The organism is Bacillus sp. hwrm1 (assembly GCF_040207805.1).
GTDB lineage: Bacteria > Bacillota > Bacilli > Bacillales > Bacillaceae > Bacillus > Bacillus velezensis.
Map to the genome: position 1 here is coordinate 2,109,156 of NZ_CP157943.1, position 23,208 is coordinate 2,132,363.

Consider the following 23,208-nt stretch of genomic DNA (forward strand, 5'->3'; position numbering starts at 1 on the left):
AAAAAATGTTAGAGAAAATTTAATTTTTTATTGTGATTTCTAAAATATGTTTTAAAATAATGCTTATATGGATGATTAAGTCATATGCTGTCGAAATTTAATTGTAATTATTTCACTTTCTTATCCTCTTAAATTGAAGCGGAGGGATTCCATTGGAGAACACTGTTTATTCTTTAACTCACGCCCAAAGAAGAGTGTGGTTTACGGAGCTGCTCGAACCGGGCACAAGTATCTGCAATCTCGCGGCATGCGTCAAATTCAGGGGGGACATCGATTTTGACGTACTGCGTCAGGCTTTAGATTTTTCTATCTCGCAAAATGATTCGCTCAGGTTTCAACTGACAGAAGGGGACGGATCAGAACCCCAGCTGTATCTGGCGGGGCATCGGCCGATTTCTCTAGAGACTGTTGATTTTACTCATACTGATCAGGCAGAGCGGGACGCATGGATTGACACGCAGACTCGTGTTCCGTTCAAGCTGTTTCATTCACCTCTGTATCACTTTACTCTGCTTGTCATGTCAGACGAAGAAGTTTGGCTTTATTCAAAATTTCACCATATTATCATGGACGGCATCTCGCTCAACCTGCTCGGCAACCAGCTCATTGATATCTACCAAAAGATCATGCGGAGCGAGGATTTAGCTGAACATCACAGGCCTTCCTATCTCAGCTACATGGAAAAAGAACAGCAATACTTACAGTCTTCCCGTTTTCAAAAAGACCGTTCATTTTGGACTGAAACATACCGAACCGTTCCGGAACACCTTTCACTGGCGGAACGAACCTCTCATCTTAGACAAAGCACTGCAGCTTCCAGAGATACTATCACTCTTTCTCACTCCTTAGAACAATCTATCCGGCGTTTTTGCAAAGAAAATAATATCAGCATCATCTCTCTGTTTATGGCTTCGTTATACATATGCATCAGCCGTCTGACGGCTAAAAAGGATATTGCCATCGGCACTTATTACGGAAACCGGGGCTCCAGGCTCGAAAAGGATATGCTCGGCATGTTCGTCAGCACACTGCCGATCAGAATGACGGCAGATCCTGATGCGGAGTTCCTGTCCTTTGTCCGCAGCGTAGGAAAAGAGCAGCTGTCTGTTATGCGGCACCAGAAATATCCTTACAATCTTTTTGTGAATGAATTAAGGCAGATTCATCATGACCTGCAAAATATCATCGGTATTTCGATGCAGTATCAGCCGCTTGAGTGGCGTAAGGCAGACGGTTTCGATTATGAAACGGCCATGTTTTTCAGCGGGCATACGGCAAATGAGCTGTCCATTTTAATTAAGGAGCGGACAGATACGGGATTGATTGAGCTGAATTTTGATTACCAATCCGCTTTATTTACTGAAAAATCAATCAAACGCATTCAAACTCATTTGCTGACGATCGTTGAAAATGCCGTTAGAAATCCAGACCGGCTGATTCGGCATATTGATATGGCGGATGAAAATGAAAAGAAACGGGTGTTAACTGCGTTTAACCGTACAGAAACGGCTGAACCGCCGGCCCCGACGCTTCACGGGCTGTTTACCCGCCGTGCCGCGCTTTCGCCGCATCGTCCGGCGCTTCGTTTTCCGGGCGGTATGCTGACGTACGCCGAGCTTGACCAGTACACAGACAGGCTCGCCGCTCGGCTCCGACAAAAAGGCGTCCGCAAAGAAAGCATGGTCGGCGTACTCGCTGAACGCTCGCCAGAGATGGTGGTTTCAGTGCTTGCTGTGTTAAAAGCGGGCGGCGCCTACGTGCCGCTTGACCCGGAGTATCCTGAGGACAGGCTGCGCTATATGCTCGATGACAGCGGCGCTTGTCTCCTGCTTGCACAGCCGGGATTATCCGTTTCCGGTTTTTCCGGAGAAACGCTTGAAGTGTCTCTTTCCGCTCTGACAAGTGAGGCGGAGACAGGGGCTGTCTCTGACGAAGCGGATGCTGATTCGCTCGCTTATATCATTTATACGTCCGGTTCGACGGGAACACCGAAGGGAGTGGCTGTTGAACACCGTCAGGCCGCCGCCTTTTTATCAGGGATGCAAGGGCAGTTCCCGCTAACGGAAGAGGATATTATCGTGTTGAAATCATCCTTTTCTTTCGATGCCTCCATCTGGCAATTGTTTTGGTGGACGATGTCCGGCGCCTCCGTGTATCTGCTTCCGGCCGGCTGGGAGAAAGATCCTGTGCGGATGATTGAAGCGTTTGCCTCAGAAAAGGTGACGACCGCGCATTTTATTCCGGCGATGGTCAACAGCTTTTTAGACGCGCTGGAAACAGAGCCTGCGGAAACAAGAACACACCTCGGCAGAACACTGACACGCGTGTTTGCCGGAGGGGAAGCTCTTTCACCGCTTACGGCTGCCCGGTTTGCCGATCTTCTGCCGGAGACCGTGCTTATTCACGGCTACGGGCCGACGGAAGCGACGGTTGATGCGGCGTTTTACGTCTGTGACCGAAAACGGGACAGCGGACGGACGCGGCTTCCGATTGGTAAACCCGTTCCGGGTGCCCGTCTGTATGTATTAGATAGCGGAGGAACCATCCAGCCTGCGGGCGTGGCAGGAGAGCTGTACATCGCTGGGACAGGGGTGGCACGCGGCTATCTGAACCGGCCCGAGCTGACGGAGGAGCGTTTTCTCGATGATCCGTTTTATCCGGGAGAGCGCATGTATCAGACGGGCGATATCGCACGCTGGACAGAAGACGGCCTAGTCGAATGGCTCGGACGTTCAGACGGACAGGTGAAAGTCCGCGGCTACCGGATTGAACCGGGAGAGATCGAAGCGGCGATCCGGCGCATCGACGGCATTCGTGAGGCGGCGGTCACCGCCCGGAACGAACACGGCGAAACCGCGCTTTACGCCTATATTGAAGGACGGGAAAGCGATGACGTGCGGGCGGAGCTTGCGACACGCCTTCCGGCTTACATGATGCCAGCTCAGTTCATAAAGATGAGCGAATGGCCGGTCACACCGAGCGGAAAGCTTGACCGCCGCGCACTGCCGGCTCCCGGCGGAGCGGCAGACAGACGGGCGTACACCGCCCCGCGGAACGTCACGGAAATGAAGCTTTGCGCCCTTTGGGAAGAGGTGCTGAAAAACGGCCCCGTCGGCATCCGGGATCACTTTTTTGAGCGGGGCGGCCATTCGTTAAAAGCGACGGCTCTCGTCTCCCGCATCGCCAAAGAGTTCGGTGTTCAGGTGCCGTTACAAGACATCTTCGCCCGGCCGACGGTGGAAGAGCTCGCTTCGGTCATTCAGGACTTGGAAGAGAGCCCGTATGAAGCGATTCAGCCTGCGCAAACACAGGACACCTACCCGGTGTCTTCGGCGCAGAAACGGATGTATGTGCTCCAACAGCTTGAAGACGGCGGTGTCGGCTACAATATGCCGGCTGTGCTGGAACTGACGGGCCCGCTTGACCGCGGCCGGCTGGAGGAGACGTTCCGGGAGCTTGTGGAGCGGCATGAGTCGCTCAGAACGTCCTTTGAAACGGGGCCTGACGGCGAACCGGTGCAGCGCATCCATGACAGCGTACCGTTTCAGCTGGATGAGGCCGAGTCAGCTGACGCATTCGTCCGGCCGTTTTGTCTGGAGGAAGCGCCGCTCTTCCGTGCGGCTCTCGTGAAAGAATCAGACGAACGCCATCTATTATTAACGGATATGCATCATATTATTTCTGACGGTGTGTCCGTCAACACCTTGATAAAAGAATTCGGCGAGCTGTACGCAGGCCGTTCGCTTGCGCCGATGCGCCTTCAATATAAAGACTATGCCGTCTGGCAGCGGTCGTTTCAGGAGAAAGAAGGGTACCAGAAGCAGGAAGCCTATTGGCTGAAGCGGCTTGAAGGAGAGCTTCCGGTGCTTGAGCTTCCGGCTGACAAGGCCCGTCCGGCTGTCAGAAGCTTTGCGGGCGGCAGCGTATCGTGCACGCTTGACGCTGAAACGGCATCCGGCCTTCACCGCATCGCCCGGGATCACGGCTCCACTTTGTATATGGTGCTTCTCGCCGCGTACAATACGTTACTCGCGAGATTGAGCGGGCAGGAAGACATCATCGTCGGCTCGCCGATTGCCGGGCGTCCGCACAAAGACCTTGAACCGATTCTCGGCATGTTCGTCAACACGCTGGCCATCAGAACGGAGCCGAAAGGAGACAAACGGTTTACCGATTACTTGGCGGAAGTCCGCCAGGCCGCGCTTGAGGCGTATGAGCATCAGGACTATCCGTTTGAAGAGCTTGTGGAACGGCTCGGTGTGCAGCGGGACATGAGCCGCAATCCGCTGTTTGATGCGATGTTTATTCTTCAGAATATGGAGCGAGAGGAGATAAATCTGGCCGGTCTGAAAGCGTCGCGATCAGAGCATACCGAACATGATGTATCAAGTTTTGACCTGACCTTATCAGCGGCTGAATCCGATGGAAACATCCGCTTTGAAATGGAATTCAGCACCGAGCTTTTTATGAAAGAAACGATTGAACGCTGGATGGGCCACTTACTGAATCTCTTGCGCCATGTTGCCGCCGAACCGGAAGTCACACTATCGAAAGCTGACATTTTGGATGAAGAAGAAAAACAAAAGTTACTGATTGAGTTTAATAACACACAAACCGAATTCATGGAAAAACACAAACTGTTTCACCAGTTGTTTGAAGAGAAAGCAGAAGAAACGCCTCATCAGACCGCTGTTATTGAAGGAGCACAACAGATCAGCTATTTGCAGCTTAATGAGCGGGCAAATCGGCTTGCGCGAACATTACACAAAAATGGATTCGGTCCGGAAAAAAGAGCAGCTATATTGGCAAACCGTTCGATTGAAGCGATCGTCAGTGTTCTTGCCGTCATGAAATCGGGAGGGGCGTATATACCGGTTGACTCCCATTATCCCGAGGAACGGATTCGCTATTTATTAAAAGACAGCGCGGCATCCGTCTTGATGGTGCAGTCAGAATACAAAGAACTTGCTTCACAGCTGACGGATAACAATTTATTTCTCATTCAGCTTGATCATGAAGATCAATACGATATTTGTGCAAAGAATATTCAGCCGGCAGCGTCACCGGATGATACTGCATATATCATATATACTTCGGGAACAACGGGAACGCCGAAGGGAGTCGAAGTCAGAAATCGCAGCTTTACGCATGCAGCACTTGCATGGCGCAGGATTTATGAGCTTGATCTTATACCGGTCAGAGTGCTGCAGATGGCGAGTTTCTCATTTGATGTATTTTCAGGGGATCTTGCACGCGCCCTGCTAAACGGGGGAACGCTTGTCATTTGTCCGGATGACGTCCGGCTTGAGCCACAACAGCTTTATCGGCTCATTGATCAGCACCGTATCACGTTTATGGAGTCGACACCCGCGCTGGTAGTTCCGTTTATGGAATATATATATCGCCGGAACCTCGCGCTGCAAAGTGTAAAAATACTTGTACTGGGTTCAGATATGATCAAGTCGCAGGATTTTTATACGCTTCATGAACGCTTCGGAAAAGAAATGCGGATCATTAACAGCTACGGTGTAACAGAAGCGACAATTGATTCTTCGTATTATGAAGCCGAAATGAGCGAAGAGCCGCGGGAAGATGATGTGCCGATCGGTGTTCCGCTTCCGAATGTGCAAATGTACGTCTTAAACAAAGACAAACAGGTCCAGCCGATCGGCGTTTTCGGAGAGCTGTATATCGGGGGCGCCGGCGTCGCAAAAGGATATTGGGGACAGCCTGAGCTGACAGAGGACGCATTCAGTGACCCGTTACAAACGGGAGAAACGCTTTACAGAACCGGAGATCAGGCTTGCTGGCTGCCGGATGGTACTCTTCGTTTTCAAGGGCGGATTGATAAGCAGGTAAAAATCAGAGGCTACAGAATTGAGACGGGAGAAATTGAAAGTGTGCTTTTGAAACACGATCAAGTCAAAGAAGCGGCTGTTACCGTGATGAAAGATGCTGAAGGACAAGCCCGATTAGCGGCATACATCGTTCCTAAAGAGGCCGATATCTCATCACTTCGCCAGTCTCTTATGCAGGAGCTCCCGGCTTATATGATGCCGTCTCATATTATCGGTTTAGACAGCATGCCCCTGACACTGAACGGCAAACTTGATAAATCGGCACTGCCGGCAGAAGAGATACATTCAACACAGGCATTTGTCGCGCCCGGCGATGAAAAACAGGAGATGTTATGCCGGATTTGGGAAGATGTGCTTCATGTTCAGAAAGCGGGAATTCATCACTCTTTCTTTGAGCTTGGGGGAGATTCCATTAAGGCGCTTCAAGTGTCAGCCCGACTCGCGGGAGAAGGCTGGAACATGTCGATCCGCGATTTGTTTCAGTTCCCGACGATTGCAGAACTCGCGAAGCACCTCATGCCGGCTGTTGCAATGGCTGATCAGGGGCCGATAGAAGGAAGCGCTCCGCTGACACCGATCCAGCAGAGATTTTTTGAGGAGCCGGGTGCGTTTGAGCTTCATTATAACCAAGCGGTCATGCTGTGCAGTGAAGACAGCCTCGAAATAGATGCGCTGTATCAGGCGGTTTGCGCGCTGACAGAACATCATGATGCGCTGCGAATGACTTTCACTGAAAATGAGCATGGGGAAACGGTTCAATATAATCGCGGAATCACAAAGCAGTATGAAGAAATCTTTACGCTTAACGTCATAGATATTTCAGAAGAAACGCAGCCCGAAAAACGGATAGCCGCTGAGGAAAAAGAAATACAGCAGGCTATGCGTCTTGATCAAGGGCCTCTGCTTCATCTCGGAGTGTTCCGGCAGAAGGAAGCCGACCATCTTCTTATAACAATTCATCATCTTATCGTGGACGGCGTGTCATGGAGGATATTGCTTGAAGATCTGCAGACAGCTTATCAGCAGGCATTGGACGGCAAACAAATCAAACTGCCGCCGAAAAGCGATTCTTATATAAAGTATGCCGAAGAGCTTTTTGACATTTCCAAAAGCAAAGCATTGCTGGAGGAAGCCGCATACTGGGACAGCGTGATGTCTAGTGAAACAGCGCCGCTGCCGAAAATAACTGATGAAAACGCCGGACGATTGCAGGAAAACGCGCGCACGGCATCGTGGATATTAAGCAGCGAAGTCACGAAACAGCTGCTGTTGGAAACACAGCAGGCATACGGAACGGATGTTCATGAATTGCTTTTAACGGCGCTTGGAATGGCGCTTCATGAGTGGACGGGTTCTGAACAGATCCTTATCAGCACTGAAGGGCACGGGCGCCAAGGGCATATGCCTGACATTGATATGTCAAGAACAGCAGGATGGTTTACATCTGTTTACCCGGTGCTTTTGGATATGAGAGTGCCGGGCGGCTCAGGCGAAAAAACCGCTCACCGCATAAAGACGGTAAAAGACATGATGAGACGGGTTCCTTATCACGGAACCGGCTACGGGCTGTTGAGATATTCGCGAAACATTCTTTATAAAGACCCAGAAATAAGCTTTAACTATCTCGGTGCGTTTGACGGTCTTGAGGGAACGCTGAAGATGTCACCGTTCAAGCCGCAGCATGATATAGCGGCCGGGCGCATCCGCGAGTTTGATCTGGATATTAACGCGATGGTGGCGGCCGGGCAACTGGAGGTAAAAGCCGTTTATACCGATGTATTTGCACCGGGGGCAATCGAGGTCTTCATGAATCGTTTCCATACTCACATCGAGGACATCATCGCCCACTGTTCCGGCAAGAAAGAGCGGGAAAAAACATTAACGGATTACAGCCATACAGAATTGACCGTTCAAGCACTATCAAGCATTGAAGATCTCGTAAAAGGACTTTAATTTCATAAAAAGGTGTGTGGCATTCGTGACACAAGCGACAGAAATTCAAGATATTTACCCTTTATCATATATGCAGGAAGGCATGCTGTTTCATTCGCTTCTGGATTCCGGATCAAACGCATATGTCGAGCAGATTTCGTTTACAGTCAGCGGGGATTTATGCATTGATACATTCCAAAAAAGTCTGGATATGCTTGTCAGCCGTTATGATATTTTCAGAACGATTTTCATAAAAGAAGTGCCTGACCTTGAAGGGCCGCAGCAGGTTGTCCTTTCACGCCGTGACACAGCCGTACAGACTGAGAACATTTCAGATTATTCGGAAGAACAGCAGCAAAACATCATTAAGGAATTCAAGGAAACCGACCGGAATAAGGGCTTTGATCTGCAAAAAGGCCCCTTAATGCGCCTGACTCTTTTTCAAACGGGAGAAAACCGCCATACATGCGTTTGGACTCACCATCACATTATGATGGACGGCTGGAGCTTGGGCATTGTGCTGAAAGATTTCTTCAGCATGTATTATGCGATCCGAAACGGGCGGCCTGTAAACCTCGGCAGTCCGGCTCCTTACAGTTCTTATATCAAATGGCTCCGAAGCCGGAATAAAGAAGAAACGTCAGCGTTCTGGTCGCGCTGCTTGGAAGATTACGGAGAAGTCGTTTCCGTTCCGCAAACGAAGAATAAGCCGGCGCAAAACGGTTATGCATCTGAGCATTTTCAATTTTCCCTTGAGTCTGAAACCGTGCAAAAACTGACAGACATTGCCCGAAGCACCGGGGTCACGCTGAATACTTTATTTACGAGCATTTGGGGACTGCTTCTCCACCGTTACAACGGCACTGAAGATGCGGTATTCGGTTCAGTTGTTTCCGGCAGGCCGTCAGCTATCGCCGGCATTGAATCCATGGCCGGACTGTTTATCAATACCGTGCCGGTAAGGGTGCGCGCGGCTGGGGATATGACTTTTTCTTCTCTCCTCAAAAAGGTGCAAAAAGAGTCACTCGCTGCGGAAGAGCACAGCTATTATCCGCTTTATGACATCCAAAACGAGAGCGGTCTGCAAAAAGATCTCTTGAACCACATCCTGGTTTTTGAGAATTATCCGGTTCAGATGCAGACTGCGGTAAACGGCTGGCAGCAAACGGAAAGCAGTGCGCTCTCACTTGAAAACTTTTCGATGGCGGAAGAAACCAATTACGATCTTAACGTCGTCATCGTTCCGGGAGAAGAGTTTTATGTGAAATTCAGCTACAATGCGGGCATCTACGATCGGGAAGACATGAAACGGATCAAAGGGCATATTCTGGAGGTCATCTCCTGTGTAACGGAAGATCCGGACAGGCTTTTATCAAGCATCAGTCTCGTGCCTCCGGAGGAAGAAGCCTTGATTCATTCGTTTAACGAAACGAACCGTCCATACCCTGAGACAACCGTTCATGGGCTGTTTGAAGAACAGGCGGCAAAAACGCCTGACCAAGAGGCGTTGAGATATAACGGGGTAAGCTGGAGCTACAAGAAATTAAATCAGCGGGCGAATCAGATTGCGCATGCGTTAAGGGAAAAAGGCGCACGCCCCGACCAGATCACCGCTGTTATGCTGCGCCGATCAATGAGTACGGTTGCCGCTCTGCTCGGAATTTGGAAGTCGGGCAGCGCCTATATGCCGATTGATGCGGAATTCCCGCCTGAACGGATTTCATTTTTACTGAGAGACAGTGAAGCCTCACTGCTCGTGACCGAAAAGGACCTGCTCCCCCTCATTCCGCCGCATTTCAAGGGCAGCGTCGTCATCATGGAGGAAACGGTTTCCCAGCAGACCGCACCGCTTCCGCCGGTATCTGACAGCGGAAATTGGGCGTATGTCATTTACACCTCCGGAACGACAGGCCGGCCGAAAGGGGTGCTTGTACAACACAAAGCGATCAGCAATACATTGCAATGGCGGCGTGAAGAATACGGGATGACAGAAAGGGACATAGCGCTTCATCTTTTTTCATACGTATTTGACGGGTCATTAACGAGTCTTTTCACTCCGCTTCTGTCGGGCGCCTGTGTATTGTTAACTGATGAAGATGATGCGAAAGACGTCCTTTCAATAAAACAGAAAATCACCCGCCACGGAGTGAGCCATCTTCTGATCGTTCCGTCTCTGTATCGCGTTCTGCTTGATTCGCTGACGAAAAAGGATGCGCAGACACTTCGGGCGGTGACATTTGCCGGGGAAGCGGCCACTCCTGATATCGTGGAAGCGAGCCGCAACATATGCCCGAATGCCGAGCTGCTGAATGAATACGGCCCGACGGAAAACAGTGTGGCAACGACGATTCTGCGCAACCTGCAAAAAAGCAGCCGGATTACGATCGGGCGCCCGATTGCCAACACTTCTGTCTATATGATGCACGGAGATCGGCTGCAGCCGGTCGGAGCCGTCGGTGAACTGTGTATTTCCGGAAAAGGTCTGGCGGACGGATATTTTCAGCAAAAAGAGCTGACGGACAAAGTCTTTGCCCCTCATCCGTTTCGTGAAGGTGAACGGCTGTACAGAACGGGAGATGCAGCCCGATTTTTACCGGATGGAACGATTGAATATATGGGACGCTTTGACGATCAGGTGAAGGTAAGAGGTTACAGAATTGAATTAGGAGAAATCGAAACGGCACTCAGAAGTCTGTCCGGGGTAAAAGAGGCGGCAGTCACCGTGCGCAAAACGGCGGACGGGGAACAGGAGCTTGCAGCTTATGTCGTACTGGAAAACGCGGGTGTGACATTTGACCCTCATGCCGAATTGGCCGGGAGATTACCTGCTTATATGATACCGGGAAGCTTTACCAAATTAACGGAAATGCCGCTGTCTGTGAGCGGAAAACTTGATCGGGCCGCACTTCCTGAGCCGAAAGAAGCCGGGAGAACCGGTGATTATCAAGCTCCGCGCACAATGCTTGAGACTGAGCTGCTGTCTATTTGGCAAGAAGTGCTGAAACGGGAACACATCAGTATGAGAGATGATTTCTTCCAAATCGGCGGACAGTCGCTGAAAGCCGCGTCGCTTGTTTCAAACATACATAAACGGCTGCAAATTGAACTTGCCGTCCGCCATGTTTTTGAACATCCGACCATCGAGAGCATGGCCCGCTTCCTTGAACAGAGGAAAAGAGGAGAATATGCAGAAATCACGCCTGCTGTGGCAAAGGACTTGTACCCGCTATCTTTTGCGCAAAAAAGGCTCTATGCCCTTCATCAGCTTGCAGCGGACAGTACGGGCTATCATATGCCCGCTTGTCTGGAACTGAGCGGCAGACTCAACCGGGATCGCCTGCACGAAGCCTTTTCAGCGCTGTTACAAAGGCATGAAGCGTTACGCACTTCATTTGTTTTACGAAACGGGGAGCCGATGCAGCAAATACATGCACATGTCGATCTTGACCTCACAGAGATTCACATGCCATCCGGGAACCTTCTTCAAGAGGTGATGGAAACTTTCGTCAAACCGTTTGACGTGGAAAAAGCGCCGCTTTTGAGAGTGACTTTAGCCAAAGTTACTGAAGAACGTCATTTTCTGCTGCTTGATATGCATCATCTTATCGCAGACGGTGTGTCAATGAGCGTTCTGATTCAAGAATTGACGGATTTGTACAGAGGAAAAGAGCTGCGGCCGTTAAAACTCCAGTACAAAGATTTTTCCGTCTGGCAGCATGAGCGGTTTGCCGCTGAAGAATTCAAAAGACATGAGCGTTATTGGCTGGAGACGATCGGGGAAAACATTCCCGTACTTGATCTGCCGCTCGATAAAAAGCGCCCGCAGCTTCCTGATTTCAGCGGGTCCGCGGTTCGAACGCGCCTTCAAAAGGAAACGGCGGAGAATTTGCGCCAGCTCATGGATGAGACGGGTTCGACACTGTATATGATTCTTTTGGCAAGCTACTCCTTGTTCCTTTCTAAATTGAGCGGACAGGAAGACATTGTCGTCGGTTCACCTGCGGCCGGCAGAAGCCGCGCTGAGCTTGACGGGGTCATCGGCATGTTTGTAAATACCGTGGCAATGAGAAGCAGGCCGAAAGGGGATAAGACATTCCGCGCTTATTTAGAAGAGGTGAAAATGCTCGCCCTCGGCGCGGCTGAACATCAGGACTTCCCGTTTGAAGAACTTGCCCAAAAGCTTGATACACACCGGGAAGTCAATCGCAATCCGCTGTTTGATGCCATGCTCGTTTTGCAAAACAGTGATGATTTCGAAGTGAACCTTCCGGGCTTATCCGTTTCTTCACATGCAGTGAAGCATGACATTTCAAAATTCGACTTGACGCTTCATGCCGAGGAACGGCCAGATGGCTCACTGGATTTTCATTTTGAATACAGTACCGCGTTGTTTGAAAAAGATACGATCGAACGGTGGGCCGGTCATTTTAAAGAGCTTTTAGGACAAATTGCAGCGGATTACGAACGGAAGCTGTCTGACATTCATTTGCTGGGCATAAACGAGCGGCAGATGCTTCTTCAAGCGGAAAATCAAACGGCGGAGTATCCGAGGCATGAAACGATTGTCAGTTTATTCGAAGCACAGGCGGAAAAAATGCCGGATCAAATTGCAGCCGTCATGTCTCATGAGCGTCTCACCTACCGCGAGCTCAATGAAAAGGCGGATCGAATCGCCGATATGCTGTCGGAAAACGGCATCCGCTCCGGACAGATTGTCGGAATTATGACCGAACGATCTCCGGATATGCTGATTGGGATTCTCGGTATTTTAAAAGCGGGAGGAGCTTATCTGCCGATTGATCCTGACTATCCGGACGAGCGGATTTCATTTATGCTGACTGACAGCGGCGCGCGTGCTCTGTTGACGCAATCGGGTCTTGGGATATCCGGAATGGACGGGCTGCCGGTTTTATACATCGATAAGCCTGAATCCGTTTCAGCAGACAGAACGAAAGAAATGATAACGCCTGAACAGCCGGCTTACGTGATTTACACATCGGGCACAACCGGAAAACCGAAAGGCGTTATGACGGAACACCGCAATGTCATCAGCCTTATCACACATAAAGGACTGCCGTTTGATTTCGGCTCTGAAGACGTCTGGACGCTGTTCCATTCCTATTGCTTTGATTTTTCTGTCTGGGAAATATTCGGCGCGCTCTTATACGGCGGAAAGGTAGTTATCGTGCCGAAAGACACAGCCCGTGATCCGCATTTGTACCGGCAGCTGCTGCAAAGTGAAGGCGTAACGGTGCTGAACCAAACGCCGACGGCTTTTTCCGGACTCATTCATGAAGAGGCCGGGCATACGGACAAGCTGAAGCTTCGATATGTCATTTTCGGCGGAGAAGCGCTTCAGCCCGGCATGCTGAAAAGCTGGAAAGAGAAGTACCCGGAGACGGAGCTTGTTAATATGTACGGTATTACGGAAACCACGGTTCACGTCACATGCAAAAAACTGAATATGGATGATATTGAGAGAAACAAAAGCAATATCGGCAGACCGCTGGAAACCCTTCATGCTTTTGTTATGGACGCCTATATGAATCCGCAGCCGATCGGAATTCCCGGTGAGCTTTATATCGGCGGGGAAGGCGTCGCGAGGGGATATGTAAACAGGGATGATTTAACCGCCTCCCGTTTCATCACGAATCCGCACGTTTCCGGCATGCGGCTCTACCGGACGGGTGATATCGCCAAAAGGCTCTTAAATGGCGAACTGGAATATGTCGGGCGGAAAGATGCGCAAGTAAAAGTCAGAGGCCACAGAATTGAGCTGGGAGAAATTAAATCAGCGCTGCAAGAGCTTTCCTCCGTGAAAGAGGCCGCCGTGATCACACGTGCTGATCAGCACGGTCAGCACTCCATTTACGCATACGCGGTCTTACACGGGAACGAAAAGATAAAAGAAGCAGAGATTCAGGCCTCTCTCAGAGCTTTTCTGCCGGAATATATGATTCCCGCCCGCTTGATAGCGCTTGATGAACTGCCTTTGACGGCGAATGGGAAGCTGGACGAGAAGGCGCTCCCGCAGCCTGAATTAAATGATAGCCTTGGAGATGATATCAGCCTGAGAAATGAAACTGAAGAAATGATGGCTGACATTTGGGAAGAACTCTTAGGTGTTGAAGGCCTCGGCCCCAATGCTCATTTCTTCCATCTCGGCGGGGATTCGATTAAAGCGCTGCAAGTATGTGCGAGGCTGAAACAGCAGGGCTATGAAACGACCGTCCGCGAGCTGTTCGAGCATCAGACACTGGGAGAAGTATCGATGCGGCTCCGGAAAGTCCGCCGCGTGATTGATCAGGCTCCCGTCACGGGAGACGTGCCGCTGACGCCGATCCAGCACTGGTTCTTGTCGCAATCATTGCCGCATGATCATTTTAATCAGTCCGTAATGCTCCGCAGTGCGGACAGAATCAATGAATCTGCTATGAGAAAAGCGTTGGCACAGCTTGCGGTTCATCATGACGCATTACGGATGGTATGCGGCACGCAAAACGGATCGGTGATTCAATATAACAGAGCGGAAAAGCTTTCTGAAGAAGAACTCTTTACGTTTGAAACGCTTGACGTGAGAGGGAAAGGGTCATTACAAGAGGAGCACGCCGCAATTGAACAGGCGGCCGCCCGTATTCAAACTTCCATTCGGCTGGAGACGGGTCCGCTCGTAGCTGTCGGATTATTTCACGCTAATGATGGCGATCATCTGCTGCTTTCCATTCATCACCTTGTCATTGACGGGGTATCATGGCGGATTTTATTTGAAGATCTCACCGCGTGCTACAGGCAGGCGCTCGAAGGAAAAGAAACCGCGCTTCCGGCAAAAACCGATTCCTATCAGACTTACGCGAAGCAAATCTCTGATTATGCAAAAAGCCGCCGGCTGTTACAGGAAGCAGACTACTGGTCCGAAAGAGAAAAAGCGGCGGTCGAACCGCTTCCGAAAGATGCCCGCATCTCTTCCAATCTTCTGAAAGATACAGATGTGATGACCGTTACATTGACGAAACAGGAGACTGAGCAGCTGTTAACGGAAGCGAACAGAGCATACACAACAGAGACGGGTGAATTATTGCTTGCCGCGTTAAGCCTTGCGCTGAACAGATGGACCGGAAACGAGACATTCAAAATCAGCATGGAAGGCCACGGAAGGGAAGAGCACTTGGAGCATCTTGATATCAGCAGAACCATCGGTTGGTTTACGTCAATTTATCCGGTATTGGTTGACGCAAGTTTTCAAGATCAGGCTGATGACGGCGAGCGGCTCGGCTATCACATTAAGCGGACAAAAGACATGATGCGCCGCATTCCGCATAAAGGAGCGGGATACGGGGTGCTGAAGTATATAAGCAAACTCTGGGAAGAGACTGAATCCGATTCTCCTGAAATCAGTTTTAACTATCTGGGACAGTTTGACCGTGAAATCCGTTCCAGCGGCTTTGGTGTTTCTCCCGTAAAAGCGGGAAATGAAGTCAGCCCAGACTGGGAACGTCCGTACACACTTGATATCAGCGGCTCCGTATCGTCGGAATGTCTCAGCATGCATGTCGTGTACAACCGTTTTCAGTATCAAAAAGAAACGATTGAAGTTTTGACGGGATGTTTTCATGCCTTTCTCAAGCAAATCATCACGCATTGCACAGGCAAAGAGGAGCGTGAATGGAGCGCCGCTGATTTCAGTGACGAGGAGTTAACGCTGGAAGATCTGAGTGACATTATGGGAGCCGTCAACAAACTATAGAAAAGGAGTGGCGCAATGGGGCAGCAACCGGAAATACAAGATATATATCCTTTATCTTTTATGCAGGAGGGCATGCTTTTTCATTCTCTGTTGGATCATGACTCAAGAGCCTACTTCGAACAAGCGGTGTTTACGATCAGCGGACAGCTTGACCGGGAACGATTCCAAAAAAGTATAGATGCTGTTTTTGAACGATACGATATTTTCCGTACGACATTTATTCATAAGAATGTGGCGAAGCCCCGCCAAGTCGTGTTGAAAAACAGGCCGAGCCGCGTTCAGTTTCATGATATTTCTCATTTGGACGAGAAGGCACAAGATAAATATGCCGACCGGTTCAGAAAAGAAGATAAAGATAAAGGCTTTGATTTGCAATCAGACCCTCTCATGAGAGTCTCCATTTTGAAAAAAGCGCCTGAACGCTATGTTTGTATATGGAGCCATCATCATATCGTCATGGACGGCTGGTGCTTCGGAATTGTCATGAAGGAATTTCTGATGATCTATCAATCTCTCGGAGACGGGCGGCTCCCGTCTCTCGAGCCTGTTCAGTCATATGGAAAGTATATTAAATGGCTCATGAAGCAGGATCGTAAAGAAGCCGAGATTTTTTGGAAAACGAGACTTGCCGATCTTGAGCAATCGGCGTCTCTTCCGAAAAAATCCGCGGAACCAAATGGCGAACTTGAGCAGGCGGTTTTCACCATTTCTGAAGAGCAGACAAATGAGTTGAAGAACATTGCGGCAAGGGCGGGAGCAACGCTGAATACAGTGTTCCAGGCACTGTGGGGCATTTTGCTCCAGCGTGTCAGCCGCTGTGATGACGCCGTTTTCGGTTCTGTCGTTTCCGGCCGGCCGTCGGATCTCGCAGGCGTGGAAAAAATGGTGGGGCTGTTTATTAATACGATTCCCGTGCGGGTGAAAAGCGGTTCATTTTCTTTTCTGGAGCTCGTCAGGCATTTGCAGCAGGAGACGCTGCAAGCAGAAGCGTACAGCTATTATCCGCTGTATGACATTCAGGCACAAAGCCCTTTGAAGCAAGCGCTGTTTGACCACATTATCGTGTTTGAAAATGTGCCGGCCCAGCGTGAAATTGAAAATGTGAGTCAGGCCGGTTCATTTGATTTTGCGGTAGAAGATTTCACGATGGAGGAAGTCACAAACTACGGATGCAGCATAAAGGTGATTCCGGGAAATTCTCTTTATATCCGCTTAAACTTTGATACCGGTATATACGATCGTATTTTTATGAAGAATATTGAAACATTTTTACGGCATATGATGAATTCAGTCATCTCCGATCCTGAAATTTGCGCCTCCGAGATCGCATTGCTTGATGCGTGTGAAGCCAGAAGTATGCTTGATGCGTTTAACCGTACAGAAACGGTTGAACCGCCGGCTCCGACGCTTCACGGGCTGTTTGCCCGCCGTGCCGCGCTTTCGCCGCATCGTCCGGCGCTCCGTTTTCCGGGCGGCATGCTGACGTACGCCGAGCTTGACCAGTACACAGACAGACTCGCTGTTCGGCTCCGCCAAAAAGGCGTCCGCAAAGAAAGCATGGTCGGCGTACTCGCTGAACGCTCGCCGGAGATGGTGGTTTCTGTGCTTGCCGTGTTAAAAGCGGGCGGCGCCTACGTGCCGCTTGACCCGGAGTATCCTGAGGACAGGCTGCGTTATATGCTCGATGACTGCGGCGCTTGTCTCCTGCTTGCACAGCCGGGGTTATCCGTTTCCGGTTTTTCCGGCGAGACGCTTGAAGTGTCTCTTTCTTCTCTGACAGGCGAGACGGAGACAGGGGCTGTCTCTGACGAAGCGGATGCTGATTCGCTCGCTTATATCATTTATACGTCCGGTTCGACGGGAACACCGAAGGGAGTGGCTGTTGAACACCGTCAGGCCGCCGCCTTTTTATCAGGGATGCAAGGGCAGTTCCCGCTAACGGAAGAGGATATTATCGTGTTGAAATCATCCTTTTCTTTCGATGCCTCCATCTGGCAATTGTTTTGGTGGACGATGTCCGGCGCCTCCGTGTATCTGCTTCCGGCCGGCTGGGAGAAAGATCCTGTGCGGATGATTGAAGCGTTTGCCTCAGAAAAGGTGACGACCGCGCATTTTATTCCGGCGATGGTCAACAGCTTTTTAGACGCGCTGGAAACAGAGCCTGCGGAAACAAGAACACACCTCGGCAGAACACTGACACGCGTGTTTGCCGGAGGGGAAGCTCTTTCACCGCTTACGGCTGCCCGGTTTGCCGATCTTCTGCCGGAGACCGTGCTTATTCACGGCTACGGGCCGACGGAAGCGACGGTGGATGCGGCGTTTTACGTCTGTGACCGAAAACGGGACAGCGGACGGACGCGGCTTCCGATTGGTAAACCCGTTCCGGGTGCCCGTCTGTATGTATTAGATAGCGGAGGAACCATCCAGCCTGCGGGCGTGGCAGGAGAGCTGTACATCGCGGGGACAGGGGTGGCCCGGGGCTATCTGAACCGGCCTGAGCTGACGGAGGAGCGTTTTCTCGATGATCCGTTTTACCCGGGAGAACGCATGTATCAGACGGGCGATATCGCACGCTGGACAGAAGACGGCCTAGTCGAATGGCTCGGACGTTCAGACGGACAGGTGAAAGTCCGCGGCTACCGGATTGAACCGGGAGAGATCGAAGCGGCGATCCGGCGCATCGACGGCATTCGTGAGGCGGCGGTCACCGCCCGGAACGAACACGGCGAAACCGCGCTTTACGCCTATATTGAAGGACGGGAAAGCGATGACGTGCGGGCGGAGCTTGCGACACGCCTTCCGGCCTACATGATGCCGGCTCAGTTCATAAAGATGAGCGAATGGCCGGTCACGCCAAGCGGAAAGCTTGACCGCCGCGCGCTGCCGGCTCCCGACGGAGCGGCAGACAGACAGGCGTACACCGCCCCGCGGAACGTCACGGAAATGAAGCTTTGCGCCCTTTGGGAAGAGGTGCTGAAAAACGGCCCCGTCGGCATCCGGGATCACTTTTTTGAGCGGGGCGGCCATTCGTTAAAAGCGACGGCTCTCGTCTCCCGCATCGCCAAAGAGTTCGGTGTTCAGGTGCCGTTACAGGACATCTTCGCCCGGCCGACGGTGGAAGAGCTCGCTTCGGTTATTCAGGACTTGGAAGAAAGCCCGTATGAAGCGATTCAGCCTGCGCAAACACAGGACACCTACCCGGTGTCTTCGGCGCAGAAACGGATGTATGTGCTCCAGCAGCTTGAAGACGGCGGTGTCGGCTACAATATGCCGGCTGTGCTGGAACTGACGGGCCCGCTTGACCGCGGCCGGCTGGAGGAGACGTTCCGGCAGCTTGTGGAGCGGCATGAGTCGCTCAGAACGTCCTTTGAAACGGGGCCTGACGGCGAACCGGTGCAGCGCATCCATGACAGCGTGCCGTTTCAGCTGGATGAGGCCGAGTCAGCTGACGCATTCGTCCGGCCGTTTTGTCTGGAAGAAGCGCCGCTCTTCCGTGCGGCTCTCGTGAAAGAATCGGACGAACGTCATCTTTTATTAACGGATATGCATCATATTATTTCTGACGGTGTGTCCGTCAACACCTTGATAAAAGAATTCGGCGAGCTGTACGCAGGCCGTTCGCTTGCGCCGATGCGCCTTCAATATAAAGACTATGCCGTCTGGCAGCGGTCGTTTCAGGAGAAAGAAGGGTACCAGAAGCAGGAAGCCTATTGGCTGAAGCGGCTTGAAGGAGAGCTTCCGGTGCTTGAGCTTCCGGCTGACAAGCCCCGTCCGGCTGTCAGAAGCTTTGCGGGCGGCAGCGTATCGTGCGCGCTTGACGCTGAAACGGCATCCGGCCTTCACCGAATCGCCCGGGATCACGGCTCCACTTTGTATATGGTGCTTCTCGCCGCGTACAATACGTTACTCGCGAGATTGAGCGGGCAGGAAGACATCATCGTCGGCTCGCCGATTGCCGGGCGTCCGCACAAAGACCTTGAACCGATTCTCGGCATGTTCGTCAACACGCTCGCCATCAGAACGGAGCCGAAAGGGGACAAACGGTTCACCGATTACTTAGCGGAAGTCCGCCAGGCGGCGCTTGAGGCCTATGAGCATCAGGACTACCCGTTTGAAGAGCTGGTGGAACGGCTTGGCGTGCAGCGGGACACGAGCCGCAATCCGCTGTTTGACGTTATGTTTGTGCTCCAAAATATGGAGCGTGAATCCCTGGTGTTAAATAAGCTGCATTTGGCTCAAGCTGCGGATACAAGTCATAAAACCGCAAAGTTTGATGCCACGCTTTACGCGTCAGAAGGGTCTGACGGTTCCATCAGCTTTGATTTTGAATTCAATACAGATATCTATCAAAAACAGACAATTGAAAAATGGCTTTGTTATTTTACACGTATTCTTACAAAAGTAATTGAAAACCAAGCGATACCGCTTGGTGACATTCACGTACTGGATAATGCTGAAACAAATCGCGTCATTTATCAGTTTAATCAGACGAAAAGCGATTACCCAAGACACGAAACCATCAGCCGTTTATTTGAGCGGCAGGCAAAAGAAACCCCCGATGCCCGGGCAGTTGTATATGATGGACAAATCTTGACATACCGTGAGCTGAACGAACGGGCTAACAGAATAGCGGCGGCTCTCCGATCAAATGGCGTCGGTCCGGAAAGCGTTGTCGCCTTATTAACCGGCCGCACAACAGAGCTTGCCTCCGGAATCCTCGGAATATTAAAAGCGGGAGGCGCCTACTTGCCTATTGGTGACGATGTGCCGCGGGAACGGGCTGAATGGATGCTTAAAGACTGTAAAGCTGATATTCTTCTCCAATCTGATAAACTTGACGGTCTGCCGCTTTCAGGAAAACGTTTATTCATAGAGGATATTCAAACAAAGGCCGGCTTGAGTTCAGAAAATCCCGAACCGCTCGGCGGACCTGAATCGTTGGCCTACATGATTTATACGTCCGGATCAACAGGTGCGCCAAAAGGCGTCATGATTGAACAGCGAAGCGTGATCCGCCTTGTGAAAAACAGCAATTATATTGATTTTACGCCGGAAGACAGACTATTGTTTACTTCATCATTAGGATTTGACGTTACGACATTTGAAATATTCGGTCCGCTTTTAAACGGCGCTTCTTTATATGTAAGTGACCAGGAAACCTATCTCGACTCGGATGTTCTGGAAACATTTATACAGCAAAACGGCATTACGACACTGTGGCTGACATCGTCTCTGTTCAACCATTTATCAGAACAAAATGAACACGTGTTTTCCGGATTATCCCGATTGATTATCGGCGGGGAAGCACTGTCCCCAAGCCATGTAAACCGGGTTCGGAATGCGCTGCCGCATCTCTCAGTATGGAATGGATACGGACCGACTGAAAACACGACGTTCTCGACTTGCTTTTTGATTGAACAATCATACGATCATTCAATCCCGATCGGGCGCCCTGTCGGAAATTCAACCGCATATATCATAAACAGCAGGGGAACACCGCAGCCGATCGGCGTCATCGGCGAATTGTGCACGGGCGGAGACGGTGTGGCAAGAGGATATTTCGGCCGCCCTGAGCTGACGGAAGAAAAATTTGTCCCTAATCCTTTTGTTCCCGGAGAACGGATGTACCGCACCGGAGATTTAGCCCGCTGGCTGCCGGACGGAACGATCGAATATGCCGGGCGGATGGATGATCAAGTGAAAATCCGCGGTTATCGGGTGGAGCTGGGAGAGATTGAAGCCGCACTGAGGAGCCTGGACGGCGTGAAAGAAGCTGCCGTGTCAGTCAGAACCGGGCAGTCCGGCAATAAAGAACTGATCGCATATATGAGTCTGCAGGCGGACATGGATACAGAAAAAGTGCGTTCTTCACTGTCTAAGCAACTGCCGAATTACATGGTTCCGGCCTATATGATGGAACTTGAGAAGCTGCCGCTTACGCCGAACGGTAAATTGGATCGGAAAAATCTGCCCGAACCGGAGCTCGCGCTTCAAACCGCGTACACAGCTCCCCGCAATGAGCTTGAAGAACAGCTTTCCGTGATCTGGCAGGAAGTGCTCGGCGCAAAACAAGTCGGGATTGAGGACTCATTTTTTGAATTGGGCGGTGACTCAATCAAAGCGTTGCAAGTTTCCGCACGGCTCGGACGCTATGGGTGGAAAATGACGGCAAGCGACTTATTCCGGCATCCGTCCATTAAGGAGCTCGCGCCACTTATCCGGAAAGCGGAAAGAGTCATCGATCAGCGGCCGGTGGAAGGAGACATACCTTGGACACCCGTTCAGCAGTGGTTTTTATCACAGCGGATGGAAAACAGAAATCATTTCAATCAGTCCGTCATGATGTTCAGCTCTGACGCATTGCATAAACAGCCGCTCAAAGAAGCCTTGCAGCATCTTGTCATTCATCATGATGCACTCCGGATCACCGTCAGTACAGAAAACGAAAGTTTCAGACAAATCAATCACGGTATTCAAAAAGATGAACTGTACAGCTTGGACATTTGGGATCTGTCTGAGACAGATACTTGGGAAAAAGAAATAGAAAGTGAAGTCGCTGCGCTCCAACAGCGGATGGATATTGAAAAAGGCCCGTTATTAAAAGCCGGCTGGTTCAAAACCCGGTCCGGGGATTATTTATTCATCACCGTACATCACCTGGCGGTTGACGGAGTGTCATGGCGTATTTTGCTGGAGGATTTATCTGCCGCTTACACTCAAGCCGTAAAAGGTCAGCCGGTCCAGCTTCCGCCAAAGACCGATTCGTTTAAGCAATACGCTGAAAGGCTTTCAGAATACGCAAAAAGCAGCAAGCTGATGCGTGAAGAAGAATATTGGCGTTTTATTGAAGAAGAAACAGCCGCCGAACTTCCTTATGAAAAACCGCAGCATCAGACGGGAGCCGAAAACATTCGGCAAACGGTAAGCTTTACGCTTACAGAAGAAGAAACGTCCGTTTTGCTTCAGCAGGTAAACCGGGCCTACCATACCGATACGCAAGATATTCTTCTGACTGCCGCAGCTTTGGCTTTACGGGACTGGACAGGGGGCGGCAGACTGCGCATCGCGATGGAAGGGCACGGGAGAGAGCACATCATGCCGGAGCTCGACATCAGCCGCACCGTAGGCTGGTTTACCTCCATGTATCCGGTGCTCATTGACTTGAACACAGCAGGCGCTGAGCTTGGAACGGCGGTAAAAACGGTCAAAGACACACTCGGAAGAATACCGGATAAAGGAATAGGCTACGGCATTTTAAAATACATGACACCGCCTGAACAAAAAACAATCCGCTTCAGACAAGCGCCTGAAATCAGCTTTAACTATTTAGGGCAATTCAATGATACAGAAGATCAGCACACGTTCAGTCTGTCCGGTCTTGCAAGCGGGCACGACATCACGCCGACATGGCAGCGGGAACAAGCGGTGGAAATGAGCGCGATGGCCGCACAAAACAAACTTCACTTCAGTTTGAGCTATCCGCCGAGCCGCTTCCGCAAAGAAACGATGGAACAGCTGCTGCAAACTTTACAGCAATATTTGCGTGATATTATGGCGCACTGCACAGGCAAAGAGGAAGCAGAAAAAACCGTTAGTGATTTTAGCAGCAAAACGTTAACATCTGATGATTTGGACAGCATAGCGAGTTTTGTCGAGGAACTGTAGAAAAAGGCG

At 50.8% G+C, this 23,208-nt stretch carries 3 protein-coding genes; all 3 read left to right on the top strand.

The window, feature by feature from the left end; translation table 11 throughout:
• Positions 1-152 precede the first annotated feature (152 nt).
• From ABK447_RS11185 to ABK447_RS11195, 3 genes are read left to right on the top strand one after another with little or no spacing between them, the layout of a single operon-like run.
• Positions 153-7,811 (top strand): amino acid adenylation domain-containing protein, encoded by a 7,659-nt coding sequence (locus ABK447_RS11185; protein ID WP_349908927.1) that lies wholly within the window; start codon positions 153-155, stop codon positions 7,809-7,811.
• 25 nt (positions 7,812-7,836) lie between these two features.
• Positions 7,837-15,534 (top strand): non-ribosomal peptide synthetase, encoded by a 7,698-nt coding sequence (locus ABK447_RS11190; RefSeq protein ID WP_099320054.1) that lies wholly within the window; start codon positions 7,837-7,839, stop codon positions 15,532-15,534.
• A 15-nt stretch (positions 15,535-15,549) separates the two neighbouring features.
• Positions 15,550-23,199 carry a non-ribosomal peptide synthetase gene (locus ABK447_RS11195; RefSeq protein ID WP_094031762.1) on the top strand — a complete coding sequence of 2,550 codons (7,650 nt, stop codon included), beginning with the start codon at positions 15,550-15,552 and terminating at the stop codon, positions 23,197-23,199.
• Positions 23,200-23,208: the final 9 nt, after the last annotated feature.

Excerpts from the sequence above, each read along its gene's own strand:
- ABK447_RS11195 (WP_094031762.1), top strand. The coding sequence starts at position 15,550 with ATGGGGCAGCAACCGGAAATACAAGATATATATCCTTTATCTTTTATG.